Here is a 13875-nt window from a genome sequence, read left to right on the forward strand (position 1 = left end):
ATCGGTACGACGTTTACGGGGGTGGCTGCAACTTCGGCGCATGCGAGCAGCTCGGCATTGGTGACGATGGTGGCCGATGCGATAAACTGCGGCACACCACCTGCCTCGGCATTGCCGGTCGCGCCAAAGCAGGCATCCAGCGTATAAGGCGTATCTCCACCCAAGGCCAGCTCAGAGCGCTGGAGTACATACTGGTCGCCGTTGTTCACCGACATGTTCCACGAATCGATGAGTGTGGGCCACGACCCCGACCAGGCCTTGGTGGTCCACTTGAACATGACGAACTGGAGTATCACGTCGACATCGACGTCTGCACCCACGCGCAGCCGCGGAAGCTGGTGGCCGTCCGCCTTCTCGTACCCAATGAACAGTGTGAGGGATGCGGCACCGCGCACGGCGGACGAAGCGACGCCTGCAACGCCGGCTCCAAAGGTGACGGCAAGCCCGATCTGGATGGTGAATGATCCCGACGTATTGGAATAGTCGAGCGAAATGTTTTTGAAGAACGCCGCGCCGCTGCCGTGTGTGTGGGCGCCTACCGCGAGCGCCAGCTTTGCCAACACCCAAGGATTGACGTTTAGGAAAAACGGCACCGGGCCCAAGGTGAACTGCTCGGTCCAGTTGAGGTCGGTTTTTACTTGGAAGAGGGCCTTAATATTGCCAAACGCCGGATCGTTGTTATCGCCCCAAGTTTTGCCTACCCAGTCGTAGGCGAGCGATCCGTACACCTGTGTTGCGATATCCATCGTGAACAGCAGCGTGCAATGGTGACGAAGGAGCTTGGTGTTCCTTGGATCGGTGCCCGAACCGGCACTCATACTCTTGTACTGATTCCACTTCCCCTCCATCTCGTCGAGGTAGCGGTTTGCCTGCTTGGCGCCCGACTCGCGCGGCGACTTCTTCCAGTATTCCGGATCCGGATTGCCCGAATCGTTCATGTAACTGACTGGTTTGTATCCGCCGCCAAACAACACGTACCCGGCAAACGAGAAATCGAAGAGAATCGGAAACGTGGGCATCCAGCAGGTGAACTTGTTGCCGCCGATGCCGGGGAACGCCGCGGGGAAATCAAACGGAGTGATCTCTTGATCCATGGTGGTGGGGATGATGGTCGTCGAGCCCGATTCTGCCTTTGAGGCCGGCGCGGTGGCAACGGCCATGGGGGAGGAGAGCGTGTAGGTTTTACCCTGGTAGTCGAGCGCAAAGCGCAGCTTGCACCCTTCTTCCAGAAGGCCCGACGCCGCATCGAGGAACTTGTCTTCGAGCGTGAACATCGCCAGATTATCTGCGCCCGTTGCGCTGGCCTTGACCTGTCCAATCTGCGTGACGGTTTCGGATGAGCTGCCTGCGGCAGGCATTACCTTGTTGATATGCAACGTCGCCTGTCCGCCCTGCGGCAGATGAGCCTGCACGGTAAAGGCGTGCGTGTCGGGCTGCGCATTTGCTGCATCGTCTTTGGGCATCGCCATGAACGTGGCGTTGGCGTACTGGATGTCCCATTCGTCGAACGTAAGCTGGCGAAAGTACGGTTCACCGTCGGAGAGCGGACGCGTGGGCGCGGTAACGGCGGTACCGCCCTGGATACGCGCAAGGGGAATCTCGACATCGCGGTAGCCTTCCATGCTGATGGAGATGCCGCCGTTAAAGTCGTACGCATCGAGAAGCGTCGCTTCGTCCACGTAGCCTTCCGAAAGCGGAGCAATCTCAAAGATAGCTGTGCCCTCGTCGTCGGTTGTGGCGGTGAGCTGTTTGCCCGCGGCATAGCGCGATGTGAGCGTAACCTGGGCACCCGTGATGGGCGTATTCTTGTTGGCGACGTCGACCACGACCACACCAAACATGGTGCGCGAGAGAACGAGCACCTTGAAGGGGTCTTCTTCGTCGGCAAAGGCCTCGGTTGGCGCAAACGGCAGCGCGAATACACCTTGGAGGCCTGGCACGCGAGGCAGCATGATACCCGCCAGCGAGGATGCTCCAGCAGCAATAAATGTACGGCGATCAAGCATCTTCGATTCCCATCTCTCAAAAAATGTTCAAATAAGTAAATTATGTCGTGCTTCATTGAGTTGCGTTAGTGCCATTTGGGCGAAAAATCGGCCAAATGAACAAGAGGGTAGACGTATGCCTGATATTCTGCTGCGTCGTTTTGTCGATGTTGCATGCGCGATGTTTTTCGCGTTCTTTGGTGTCATGCATGACCCTCAAATTGTTCCACTTTTGCGCGGGGGCGACGCTTTTCCGAAAAGCACTTACCCGAAAAGCAATTGCGCTAAGTCGAAAAGCAGCTTGAGGCCGTAGCAGATAATCACGACGCCGCACACGCGATTGATCCAGGTAAGGGCATGCGTGTTGATTCTCGTACCGAGCGCATTCGACGCGATCGCGAGGCCGTTGAACCAAATGAAGCTCGCCGACGTGAAGCCGATGATGAAGGGGAGGTCGCCGCCCGCCGGCAGCGTTGTCCTGAATGCTCCGAGCATCATCGTGCCGTCAATCAGGGCCTGGGGGTTGAGCCACGTCACGACGAATGCGGCAACGATGATCTTCGCGAATGGCTGGTTGACGTCCTTTCCGCCATTCAGGCTCGCCTCCGACCTTATGAGGCCTAAGCCTATGTATATCACCAACAGGCCGCCAAGCCCGAGCATAATCTTTTTGAGCCACGGGAACGCGTCCATGAGCGCTCCGGCGCCGAGGAAGCAGGTGACCCCCAGAGAAATGTCCCAGAACACAACCACGAGCGACGTCGCCAGGGCCTGGCCGAGCTTATGGCTCAACGCGCTGTTGATGACGAAGAGGTTCTGCATGCCGATGGGGGCCAGAAACGCCAGGCCCAGCGATAATCCTTGAAGAAAAATGGGTAGCATGCTCGAGTGTTCCTTGTCGTTCGTGACCTGTTAAATGTTTGTAGCGTTTAACAGGTCGGCGGAGAGGTTGGGGCTTGGGCGGGCGAGTTCGCGAGCGACATAAGGGCCCTTGTTTCAGAATCGTCAACGAGAGCCCTCCCGTTCGCTCTTGGCCCGTTGGAGCTCCTTGCTCGGTCCACGATTGCTGGAGTCCTCGCTGCTAACGTCTGGTTCCGAAGAGGCCTCGAATAATCTGGTTAGCGGCAGTGCGGCCGGCGGAGCCCAAGATGTTCGTTGCCATGCGAGTCATGGCGTCGCGCTGCTTCTGGCGTTCGCGTTCAGCGGCTTTGAGCTGGCGCTCCGCTTCTTTTTCGGCGGCCTTGCGCTGTCGCTCGGCTTCCTTCTCAGCTGCTTTCTGCGCGGCTTCTTGCTGTTTGGCGAACTCCGCCTTTTGCGCTTCGAGCTCGGCGCGCTGCCGCTCGAGTTCTGCGGCGGCAGCATTCTGCTCCTGCTCGTTCAGAATTTTTTCGTAGGCGCTTTCGCGGTCGATGGCGGTTCCGTATTTTTCCATGAGCGCCGCTTGGCTTTGGAGCACTGCAGCTTTCGCCTCGTCAGACGCGGCCGCCATCAGGCACTGCGGCGGCAAGATTTTCGCATTCTCGACGATCGAAGGCCTGCCGTCTTCATCGAGGAAGCTTACGAGCGCCTCGCCTGTGCCCAACTCCAGAATGGCGTCTTCGCTCTTGAAGTTCGGATTGGTGCGAAACGCCCGTGCGGCTGCCTTAACGGCTTTCTGTTCGGCAGGCGTATATGCTCGCAGGCCATGCTGCACGCGGTTTGAGAGCTGCGCGAGCACTTCGTCAGGAATGTCGCTTGGCGATTGGGTGATGAAATACACGCCCACGCCTTTGGAGCGAATGAGCTTGACCACTTGTACGATTTTGCTTAGAAGCTCGTTCGGCATGTCGTTAAAAAGCAGATGGGCCTCATCGAAGAAGAAGACGAATTTGGGCTTGTCCGCGTCTCCGACTTCGGGCAGCTTTTCGAAGAGGTCGGAAAGCATCCACAGCAGGAACATCGCGTAAATTTGCGGGTGCTCGATGAGCCTTGCCGCGTTAAGGATGTTGACGTAGCCGCGTCCATTCGCGTCGCACGCGAGCCAATCTGAAAGTTCGAGCGCGGGTTCGCCGAAGAAAAGGTCGCCGTCTTGGTCTTCGATGGCGATGAGCGCGCGCAGAATGGCGCCCACCGATTGCGAGGAAACGTTGCCGTATGTGGTGGTGTATTCCTTGGCGTGTTCGCTTACGTAAGTGAGCATGGAGCGCAGGTCTTTGAGGTCAATAAGCAGCATCTGCTTGTCGTCGGCAATGCGGAAGACAATATTGAGCACGCCTTCCTGCACCTTCGTAAGGCCGAGCAGCCGCGAAAGCAGCACGGGTCCCATGTCTGAAATGGTAACGCGCACGGGAATGCCGTCTTCGCCGGTCATATCCCATATGCGAGTCGGGCAACCTTGATAGGTGAAATTCTCGAGGCCGAATTTCACTCGGCGTTTCTGCATGCTTTCCGAATCGACGCCCGCTTGGCACATGCCGGTCACGTCGCCTTTGACGTCTGCCATGAACACGGGCACTCCTGCTTGCGAGAAGCCCTCGGCCATGACTTTGAGCGTGACCGTTTTGCCCGTGCCCGATGCGCCGGCGATGAGGCCATGCCGGTTCGCTTGGTTGAGCAGCAAATAACAGGGGTTGTCGCCCTGGGCCATCCAGATTTTGCCGTTTTGAAGCACGAGGACCTCCTTACAAATGGCTGTAATATTGGTATTTTACCAGTGGTCACTCGTTGATATCCAACGCCGGCGCGCAAACGGGCCGACTGTTTTGCGCAGCCATTTGAAGAAAGATGAGGAGCGTCGCATGAGCTTTATAGACTTGATTACGGGAGCTACGATCAACAGGGGCGTTGGCCGGTGGCGTGCGACCGAGGGCGCGGTTTTGATTGATGTTCGCAGCGAAGAAGAGTATGGGCAGGGGCATATTCCCGGGAGCGTTAACATTCCCCTTAACGATATCGAGCGTGTGCTTCGGGAATATCCGGAAAAGGACACTCCGATTTTCGTCCATTGCCTCACGGGGTCGAGAAGCGGTCAAGCGTGCTCGTTTTTGAAACGATCGGGCTACACCAAGGTTGAGAATATCGGTGGCATTGCGGGCTACCAGGGGGAAGTGGTTCGCTAGCGTTCCTGTGCGAAAAGGGTGTGACGGATGTGCTAAACGCTACGAGCATTTAACGCACGAGCATTTAACACATCCGTTGGTTTGTTAGTTCATGCAGCCTTCGCAGAATGCGCATGCGGAAGGCGTTGCGGCAAGGCCGCCGAGCGCGCTTTCCCGAAGCTCGAAGGGAAGGGAATTGCCCACGCGACGCATGGCTTCAACGGTTTCGTCGAAGTTTGCGAGGTTGCTAATGCCTGCGAGCGCGATTTGCGCCGATACGATTGCGTTGGCAACGCCCGTGGCGTTGCGCTTTTGACAGGGCGCTTCGACCAAGCCTGCGACGGGGTCGCACACCAGGCCCATGAGCCCGCAAAGCGCATTGCTCGCCGCCGCGAAGCATTGCGCGGGCGTTCCTCCGAAAAGCTCGCATGCCGCGCTTGCGGCCATGGCGCTCGCGGCGCCAACTTCGGCTTGGCAGCCGCCTTCAGCTCCGGCAACCGTAGCATTCCTCGTGATCAAATACCCAATTGCGGCTGCGTTCGCCAGAGCGCTGATGAGTTCTTCATCGCTGAATCCATGCTTGTCTTGCGCCGCTAAAAGCATCGCAGGCACGACGCCCGAAGAGCCAGCTGTGGGTGCCGCGACAATGCGCCCCATAGACGCGTTTGTTTCGAGCACCGCCATGGCATACGTGGTTGCGCGGGCGAGCATGGGGTCGGCGATGCATGCGTTGGCCGTGTCGCTGTCCGTTTGGGCCTCGAGCTTCGAAAGCGCGGCTGCCTCGCCGCCAATGAGGCCGCCCATCGAGCGCACGGGCGATGTTATGGGCGCGGTTGCCGATTCGCGCATAACGGAAAGCACGCGTTCCAAATAGCGTCGCGTGTTGTCGACTGCGACGCCATCGGCTGCAAGCATGCATCGTTCGCGGCGGCACATTGCCTCAGAAATTGCGATGCCTTCATGTTCGCAATAGGCGAGCATTTCTGCCCCGCATGTAAAATCTAGTTCTTCAAAACGGGCGGCGGCTTCCTGCGGGGTGAATTCGGCGGCGAAACCGCCGACGTTTTCCGCATTGCCTTTCACGGGGGCGACCGCTTCGCTCGCTCGATCGCTTTTCACGATGCGCACGTCGAAGATGTCTGGGTGCTTCGCGATGCTTGCTGCTACGCGCTCGTCGATTTCGTCATCGGTTTGCATAATGGTGTAGGCGAGTTCGCCTTTTCGCTCGCGGAACAGCTTCGTGGTGGCGATATTCACGTCGAACACCGAAAGGCACGTCGCAATATGCGCGAGCACGCCTGCCACGTCGCGTTGCTTCACGACGATGCTGTGGTATTCGCCCGTCAGGCGCACGTCGATGCCGTTAATGCGCGTGATGACCGCTGCGCCTCCGCCAATGCTCTCTCCGCGCATGGAAACATGGGAACCCGTGGAATCGGTGACTTCGATGCATACGGTGTTGGGGTGGGGCATCGGCTCGTTCGGTCGGGGCTCAAAGACGAAACTCAAGTCTTGTTGTTTGGCGATTTCGAATGAATCGCGAATACGTTCGTCGTCGGCCGCCATGCCGAGCAGGCCTGCGACAAGGGCTTTGTCGGTGCCGTGCCCGCGGTAGGTGTGGGCAAAGCTGCCGTATAGATGAAAGGCCACCTGACGAGGTTCGCCCGCGAGCAAACGGCGGCACATGCTCGCGATGCGGAGCGCGCCCGCGGTGTGGCTGCTCGATGGGCCAATCATAATGGGGCCGATAATATCTCGAATGCCAAGAATCCTCATGTTTGGCCTTTCTGCTGGGAATTCTATGGGTCATTGCACACGAACGGGCTCGTGTGATTCTGCCATGGTACACTGTTTCGCTATGATTTGTATGAAGTGAAACAAGGAGGAAACCCTATGCCTTCGATTCTGGTGTTCGGCCACAAGAATCCCGATAACGACGCGATTTCGGCTGCGATTGGCTATGCCTATCTGAAGAACGAACTCGCCAAGAAGAACGGCGAAGATGTGGCGTACGAAGCTGTTCGCCTCGGCGACCTCCCGCCCGAGACCGAGTGGATTCTTTCCGAGAACGGCATCGAGACTCCGCGCCTCATCGAGGGTGTGGGCGAAGGCGATAAGGTGATTCTTGTCGACCACAGCGAGGCGCTGCAGTCTGCCGATGGCCTCGAGAACGCCGAGATCGTCGAAATCGTCGACCACCATCGCCTGGGCGGCCTTACCACTGCGCAGCCTCTTCGCTACAACGCTATGCCCGTTGGCTCGACCTGCGCGATCGTTGCTCGCGAGTTCGGCATCGAGGGCATCGAGATGCCCAAGGCTATCGCTGCCGTGCTGCTGGGTGCCATGCTCACCGACACGGTGATCATGAAGTCTCCCACCACCACGAACTTCGACCGCGACATCATCGCGAAAACGGCTGAATTCGTCGGCGTTGACCCGGTGGAGTACGGCATGAACATTTTCAAGTGCCGTTCCAACCCGGCCGAGCTGCCTGTCGAGAAAATCGTGAACGCCGATGCGAAGGAATTCGAGCTTTCGAACGGCAATAAGGTTTACATTGGCCAGTTCGAAACCGTCGACCTTCAGGCCGTGCTTGGCCGCGAGGCTGAGATTCGCGAAGCCATCAAGGCTCTCGTTTCCGAGAAGGGCTACCAGTTCGTGCTCTTCTTCGCGACCGACATTCTGGCCGAGGGCAGCCAGTTCATTTGCGAGGGCGATACCGAATTCGTGAACAAGGTCTTCGGTATCGACGTCACCGGCAAGAGCGTATGGATGCCGGGCGTTCTTTCCCGCAAGAAGCAGGTTGCTGCTCCGATTCTCGCGGCTTAATTGAAAGGCCGGCCTTTCGGGGCCGGCCTCTTGCTTTTGTGCGGTATCGTCTGCGACGCGATATTGCGGGCTATTCCGCAACCCATTCCCAAAACAATGCGAAAGAGTGTTTTGGGAATGGGCTGCAGCATTTGCTGATGAATCGCTTCCGGAGCGTTCTCCATGCGGCTTTGTGCTACGGTCCGATGTCTTCGGCACGGGCGGGAAAGCTCTGCGATGCGAGTTCGAACTTCCTCTTTTAAGGTGGGCCTCATGCATAAGATTGGTTTTGTTGGGTGCGGCAATATGGGTCGTGCCATGCTTTCTGGCGTGCTTTCTGCTGGCTTGTGCGAGCCTGGCGATGTCGTCGTTTCCGCGCGCACGCAGAAAACGCTCGATGCCGTTCATGCGGAATTCGGCGTTGATGTGGCGTCCAGCAATGCCGAGGCGGCAAAAGCCGAGATGGTTATTCTGGCCGTCAAGCCCCAAATGTATGAATCCGTCATCGCCGAAGTTGCGCCCACGCTTTCGAGCGAGGCAATCGTGGTTTCCATCGCTCCCGGCAAAACGCTTTCATGGCTTTCTGAAAAAACGGGCGCAAAAAAAATCGTGCGCTTGATGCCCAATACGCCCGCTGCCATTGGTTGCGGTATGACATCTGTTGCATATGGCGACGGTCTTGACGAGGCTGACCAAGCTCGCGTTATGGCTTTCGTTCAATCGTTTGGCGAAGGCGAGGTGCTGTCCGAGCATCTCTTCGACGCCGCAACCGCCGTCGCGGGCTGTTCCCCAGCATATGTATATATGTTCATTGAGGCCATGGCCGATGCTGGCGTCGCCGAGGGGCTGCCCAGGGCATCGGCGTATCGCATGGCCGCGGCTGCCGTTGCGGGCTCGGCCCGCATGGTGCTCGAAACGGGCCAGCATCCCGCCGCGTTGAAAGATGCTGTGTGCTCGCCAGCGGGTACGACGATCGAAGGCCTTCGCGTGCTCGAAGAAAAAGGCATGCGTTCGGCGGTCATCGAGGGTCTTTTGGCGACGGTCGAAAAAGCCAAGCGCCTTTAAGAACGTATTTTTCGATATAGAGATATAAGAAGGGTTTCGCGTGTCGGCAAACGACGGGAAGAAGCATATAGAACCACAAGACGAATCGCGCGATGCTGCGCGCGCCCGCCTTGAACGCAGGCAGAGTCAGAATGCGGATGACGCATGCGACGATGACGTTCTCGACCTTTCGGGGCGCGGAACTCGTCGTTCGAGCGAAAAGGGCTCGATGCATGGTTGTTCTTTTAATGAGGGCCATTCCAGCTCGAACCCTAGCGGCCAACCGTCGAGCTCATGCTTTCGAGATGCAAACTATATGGCGACACTATTGTCGTCGCTATCGTCGACTCCTCGATCGGTCTGGGTTTGCGTTATTGCCGTGCTGCTTGTCTTCTGCGGAATGTTCGCTGCTTCCCGTTTTGGCCATTCGCCCGAAATTGCTACGGCGAACACGTCCGAAGAAACCTATGCCGTTACTGAAGAAGACGAAGCCAATACCGAGGAATCGGAAGATGATGCCGTCGTCAAAAACGTGGAACGTGCAGATTTCTCCCAGTTGCCAGTGGGGCTCGATTCGGAAACGCTTAAAGGGCTTGAAGCAAAACAAGATGACCCTCGTGTCGTCCGTATCGTCAATGATGCTGCCGCGCTCGCTCAGACCGGAGAGCATTACCAGCGGAAAATGCTGGAACTTGCCGCCAAAGACCCCGAGGCCCTTGATTATGTCGCTGATTTTCCCAATCGATATCCTGCAAGTTCGGGGACGGCGTATTCCGATACGGTAGCGCGGGGCTCGGTTCCCGATTTGAAGCAATGGGACCAGCGTTGGGGCTATGTTGAGTATTGCGGCGCCGCTCTTGGTTCTACGGGCTGCTGTCCTACGTCGCTTTCCATGGTCTATATGGCACTCACGGGCAAAACCGACAAAACGCCCGCCGACACGGCCGCGCTTGCAACGGCCGATGGGTATGCGGTCGATGGGGAAGGCACCATCGGCGATTTCCTCGTTGACGACGCTGGAAAGCTCGGCCTTGCGTGTGAGGAATTCTCTCCCTCGGCGGAAAGCCTCGTTCGCTATCTCAAAAATGGCTTCTTCGTAATCGTGAACGTTGGCCCTGGCGATTTCACCGATAGCGGCCACTTCCTCGTTGCGCGAGGCGTTGCGAGCGACGGTTCGATCCAGATCAATGACCCATACTCCAGCGTGAATACCGCGAAAACCTGGGATGCGAACGCAATCGCGAATCAATCAATCATGATGTACGCCTTCCACGTCGCATAGGCGCTTTGTCGGCGTGCGTCATCTTCTGGACGGCTTTCACGAACGTTTTCGTCCGTTAATCCATGAGTCCCCATACCTCGTCGTTGTGGATTGCATAACATGGTATTGTTTGCGTTTACGGGCTTGTGCCCGCATATTTGCACGGAGGTTTTCATGAAGAAGTTTTTCACCAGTCTGCCGTTTATCTTGCTCGTGGCGGTGGTCGTGGGCATTCTCGTTGGCCTTGTTGCCAACGAGGCGGTTATGAACGTGGTTGTGACGGTCAAGTACGTGCTCGGCCAGGTCATCATGTTCTGCGTTCCGCTCATTATCATCGGCTTCATTGCGCCGTCCATCACGAAGCTCGGCTCGAACGTGTCGCGCATTCTTGGCGTGGCTGTGCTTATCGCGTATTGCTCGAGCATTGGCGCCGCGCTGTTCTCGATGTTCGCCGGTTACGCGATCATTCCCAACCTGTCTATCGCCACATCGGTCGATGGGCTCAAAGAGCTGCCCGATATCGTATTCCAGCTTGATATTCCGCAAATCATGCCCGTCATGAGCGCGCTCGTGCTCTCCATTTTGCTTGGCCTTGCTGCGGTATGGACGCATGCAGACCTCATGTGCAAGCTGCTCGATGAGTTCCAGCGTATCGTTTTGGCTATTGTGACGCGCGTGGTTATTCCGATTCTGCCGCTCTTTATCGCCACCACGTTTTGCGGCCTTGCGTATGAGGGCACCATCACGCGCCAGCTGCCCGTGTTCCTCGCGGTGGTGCTTATCGTTATTGTCGGCCATTACATTTGGCTTGCCATTTTGTACGGCATCGCTGGCGCCTATTCGGGAAAGAATCCGCTCAAGGTTCTTCGCCAGTACGGCCCAGCGTATTTGACCGCTGTTGGCACCATGTCTTCCGCTGCGACGCTTGCTGTTGCGCTTCAGGGCGCCAATCGCGCTGTGCCTCCGCTGCGTCGCGACATGGTGAGCTTCGGCATTCCGCTGTTCGCCAATATCCATTTGTGTGGATCGGTGCTCACGGAGGTCTTCTTCGTTATGACCATTGGCCAAATGATTAATGGGTCTATGCCTGAGCTCTCGACCATGGTTTTGTTCTGCCTGCTGCTCGGCGTATTCGCCATTGGCGCCCCTGGCGTTCCTGGCGGTACCGTTATGGCGTCGCTCGGCCTTATCACGGGCGTGCTCGGGTTCGGCGACACTGCCACGGCGCTCGTGCTTACCGTATTCGCTCTGCAGGATAGCTTCGGCACTGCGTGCAATATCACGGGCGATGGCGCTTTGACGCTCATGCTTACGGGCTACGCCGAGCGCCATGGAATCGAGGAGTCTGACGAGCATCGCCAGCTTTTCAATACCGAAGATGAAAAGAAGATCGGTTTGGCGAAATAGCTGGCTCGCGTAATGGGGTTACGCGTCCGGTGAAGCTGTGAAGTATTTTGGAAGCCGCGTTTTGCGGCTTCCTTTGTTTATGAGGGCGATTTAGAAAAGCGGCGATCGATGGTCTCGATTTGGAAAAGCTGCTATCGGCGCGGGAAAGCGACAATCGTCGGAGCGACAATTGTCGGGCGTATATCGAAAAGCGCTGTTTCCGTCCAAGCTCCGTTCAATGGTTGCGTCAAGGCGGCATGCCGGCGTTGTTTCCGCATTGAAAAACGTGTCTTTCAGGTGCGTTCCCTCCTTGTTGAGCGCACGCGGAACGAGGCCCTGTTTCATAATGCAATATATACATTGCATTTTTGCGTTTCCTTCCACAAACCGTTGGCTGGTTCAAGATTTTTTTGCCGATTCATTCACAATTCCTCGACTAAATTATGGTCTAAAGAGCTGTGACCTGGGAAAATAGCGTAAGAGATGAATAGATACGCCCGGGTGCGTGGCGTTTGACACTCTATTTTGACGATGGTAAAGTTTCGCCTTGCGTTTCGCGAGGGACGTTTGCTTGCGCCGGCGTGCTGCCAGGCTGCAGGCAAGGCCGAACGGTTTTCGAGCTCCTGGGTTGAACATTGAGTTCGAGAAGCGCAAGGCCAGGGGAGGGGCTGACCCACTCAGCCCAGGCAAGAACGAGCTTGTGCAGGTCGCTGGAAAGTGCCGGCAAGCCGTAAGATTTGAAGGAGAAGCTTTGCCTACTATTAACCAGCTGGTCCGCAAGGGCCGCGCCAAGCAGGTCGACAAGAAGAAGACCCCGGCGCTCAAGGGCAACCCCCAGAAGCGTGGCGTGTGCACGCGTGTGTACACCACCACCCCGAAGAAGCCGAACTCTGCACTCCGTAAGGTTGCTCGTGTTCGCCTCGTCAACGGCATGGAGGTTACCGCCTACATTCCTGGCATCGGTCACAACCTGCAGGAGCACTCCATGGTGCTTATCCGCGGCGGCCGTGTTAAGGACCTCCCGGGCGTGCGTTACAAGATTATTCGCGCCGCCCTCGACTGCGCTGCTGTGAACAACCGCATGCAGGCTCGCAGCCGTTACGGTGCTAAGCGCCCGAAATAAATATGAGTAAGTCGCGCGGGTCGATAAAGGCCTAATGGGGAAGAACCCCGGAAGCGCGCACAATCACCAAGGAGCACATTTATGCCTCGTCGTGCAGCAGCAGTCCGCCGCGAAGTTCAGCCGGACGCCGTGTACAACAACCGTTTGGTCACTCAGCTGATCAACAAAGTCCTTCTCGATGGCAAGAAGTCCCTCGCCGAGCGTATCGTCTACGGTGCGTTCGACATCGTCGCCGAGAAGACCCAGCAGGACGCCCTCAGCGTCTTCAAGAAGGCTATGGACAACGTTCGCCCCACCCTTGAGGTTAAGCCCAAGCGCGTCGGCGGCGCAACCTACCAGGTGCCGATGGAAGTCAACCCCCGTCGTGCCACCACTCTGGCCATCCGTTGGATCGTCGATTTCTCCCGCAATCGCAAGGAGCACACCATGGCTCAGCGTCTTGCTGCTGAAATCATGGATGCCGCCGAGAACACCGGCGCGTCTGTCAAGAAGCGTGAAGACCTCTACAAGATGGCCGAATCCAACCGTGCGTTCTCGCACTATCGTTGGTAGGGCGTGAGAGACAATGGCAAAGGCAAACGACCTTAATCTCACCCGTAACTTCGGCATCATGGCTCACATCGATGCCGGCAAAACCACCACGACCGAGCGTATCCTGTACTACACGGGCAAGACGCACAAGATCGGCGAGGTCCACGATGGCGCTGCCACCATGGACTGGATGGTTCAGGAACAGGAGCGCGGCGTAACCATTACTGCTGCTGCTACCACCTGCTTCTGGAAGAAGGATGGCGAAACCTATCGCTTCCAGATCATTGACACCCCGGGCCACGTTGACTTCACCGCTGAGGTCGAGCGTTCCCTTCGTGTTCTCGACGGCACCGTTGCCGTTTTTGACGCCGTCGCAGGCGTTCAGCCTCAGTCTGAGACCGTTTGGCGTCAGGCCGAGCGCTATGGCGTTCCCCGCATCGCGTTCATCAACAAGTATGACCGCGTTGGCGCCGACTTCCTGCATGCGATTCAGACGATGAAAGATCGTCTGGGCGCGAATGCTGTTGCCGCTCAGCTGCCCATGGGCGCTGAGGACAACTTCTGGGGCGTTATCGACCTCGTTACCATGACCGCATGGGACTTCAAGGCCGACGACAAGGGCATGACCTACCCCGAGCCGATGGACGCCATCCCGGCCGA

The 13875-nt window shown here is 57.4% G+C and carries 12 protein-coding genes; 8 read left to right on the top strand and 4 right to left on the bottom strand.

Translation table 11 applies throughout. From position 1 onward, the window contains the following. The 3 genes from Q0D41_RS09870 to Q0D41_RS09880 all read right to left on the bottom strand — a co-directional run. On the bottom strand, positions 1–2006 hold a 2006-nt coding region (locus tag Q0D41_RS09870), incomplete at its 3' end, for a hypothetical protein (protein WP_294378757.1). Between the two features lie 243 nt (positions 2007–2249). After that, on the bottom strand, positions 2250–2867 hold the full coding sequence (locus Q0D41_RS09875) for a LysE/ArgO family amino acid transporter (RefSeq protein WP_294378758.1): 618 nt from the start codon (positions 2865–2867) through the stop codon (positions 2250–2252). Positions 2868–3066: 199 nt separating this feature from the next. Next, positions 3067–4635 carry a helicase HerA-like domain-containing protein gene (locus Q0D41_RS09880; RefSeq protein ID WP_294378760.1) on the bottom strand — a complete coding sequence of 523 codons (1569 nt, stop codon included), beginning with the start codon at positions 4633–4635 and terminating at the stop codon, positions 3067–3069. 127 nt (positions 4636–4762) lie between these two features. On the opposite strand from Q0D41_RS09880, the gene Q0D41_RS09885 reads away from it, so the two are divergent. After that, entirely contained in the window at positions 4763–5083 is a 321-nt protein-coding gene (locus Q0D41_RS09885; protein WP_294378762.1) for a rhodanese-like domain-containing protein, read from the top strand. Between the two features lie 84 nt (positions 5084–5167). Here the strand turns inward: Q0D41_RS09885 and sdaAA are convergent, their stop codons facing one another. Next, on the bottom strand, positions 5168–6838 hold the full coding sequence (gene sdaAA / locus Q0D41_RS09890) for an L-serine ammonia-lyase, iron-sulfur-dependent, subunit alpha (protein WP_294378763.1): 1671 nt from the start codon (positions 6836–6838) through the stop codon (positions 5168–5170). A gap of 117 nt (positions 6839–6955) precedes the next feature. Between sdaAA and Q0D41_RS09895 the strand changes: the two genes are divergently transcribed. From Q0D41_RS09895 to Q0D41_RS09925, 7 genes are all read left to right on the top strand, one after another. Then, positions 6956–7891 carry a manganese-dependent inorganic pyrophosphatase gene (locus Q0D41_RS09895; RefSeq protein ID WP_294378765.1) on the top strand — a complete coding sequence of 312 codons (936 nt, stop codon included), beginning with the start codon at positions 6956–6958 and terminating at the stop codon, positions 7889–7891. Positions 7892–8143: 252 nt separating this feature from the next. Beyond that, on the top strand, positions 8144–8935 hold the full coding sequence (proC, locus tag Q0D41_RS09900; protein ID WP_114616172.1) for a pyrroline-5-carboxylate reductase: 792 nt from the start codon (positions 8144–8146) through the stop codon (positions 8933–8935). A gap of 295 nt (positions 8936–9230) precedes the next feature. Then, positions 9231–10196, top strand: coding sequence for a C39 family peptidase (locus Q0D41_RS09905; protein ID WP_294378769.1), 966 nt, complete (start codon positions 9231–9233; stop codon positions 10194–10196). A gap of 153 nt (positions 10197–10349) precedes the next feature. Next, positions 10350–11582, top strand: a complete 1233-nt coding sequence (locus Q0D41_RS09910; protein WP_294378770.1) for a dicarboxylate/amino acid:cation symporter — start codon at positions 10350–10352, stop codon at positions 11580–11582. A 730-nt stretch (positions 11583–12312) separates the two neighbouring features. Then, entirely contained in the window at positions 12313–12684 is a 372-nt protein-coding gene (gene rpsL, locus Q0D41_RS09915) for a 30S ribosomal protein S12 (RefSeq protein ID WP_114616158.1), read from the top strand. An 81-nt stretch (positions 12685–12765) separates the two neighbouring features. Further along, positions 12766–13236, top strand: a complete 471-nt coding sequence (rpsG, locus tag Q0D41_RS09920; protein WP_294378771.1) for a 30S ribosomal protein S7 — start codon at positions 12766–12768, stop codon at positions 13234–13236. Positions 13237–13249: 13 nt separating this feature from the next. Beyond that, positions 13250–13875, top strand: a 626-nt coding sequence (locus tag Q0D41_RS09925; RefSeq protein WP_294378774.1) for a GTP-binding protein, incomplete at its 3' end; no start/stop codon positions are given.

It is taken from the genome of uncultured Slackia sp., assembly GCF_934630525.1.
Lineage (GTDB): Bacteria > Actinomycetota > Coriobacteriia > Coriobacteriales > Eggerthellaceae > Slackia.

Coding starts and splice junctions, on each gene's coding strand:
- Q0D41_RS09875 (WP_294378758.1), bottom strand. CDS start 2,867: ATGCTACCCATTTTTCTTCAAGGATTATCGCTGGGCCTGGCGTTTCTG.
- Q0D41_RS09885 (WP_294378762.1), top strand. CDS start 4,763: ATGAGCTTTATAGACTTGATTACGGGAGCTACGATCAACAGGGGCGTT.
- sdaAA (WP_294378763.1), bottom strand. CDS start 6,838: ATGAGGATTCTTGGCATTCGAGATATTATCGGCCCCATTATGATTGGC.
- Q0D41_RS09895 (WP_294378765.1), top strand. CDS start 6,956: ATGCCTTCGATTCTGGTGTTCGGCCACAAGAATCCCGATAACGACGCG.
- proC (WP_114616172.1), top strand. CDS start 8,144: ATGCATAAGATTGGTTTTGTTGGGTGCGGCAATATGGGTCGTGCCATG.
- Q0D41_RS09905 (WP_294378769.1), top strand. CDS start 9,231: ATGGCGACACTATTGTCGTCGCTATCGTCGACTCCTCGATCGGTCTGG.
- Q0D41_RS09910 (WP_294378770.1), top strand. CDS start 10,350: ATGAAGAAGTTTTTCACCAGTCTGCCGTTTATCTTGCTCGTGGCGGTG.
- rpsG (WP_294378771.1), top strand. CDS start 12,766: ATGCCTCGTCGTGCAGCAGCAGTCCGCCGCGAAGTTCAGCCGGACGCC.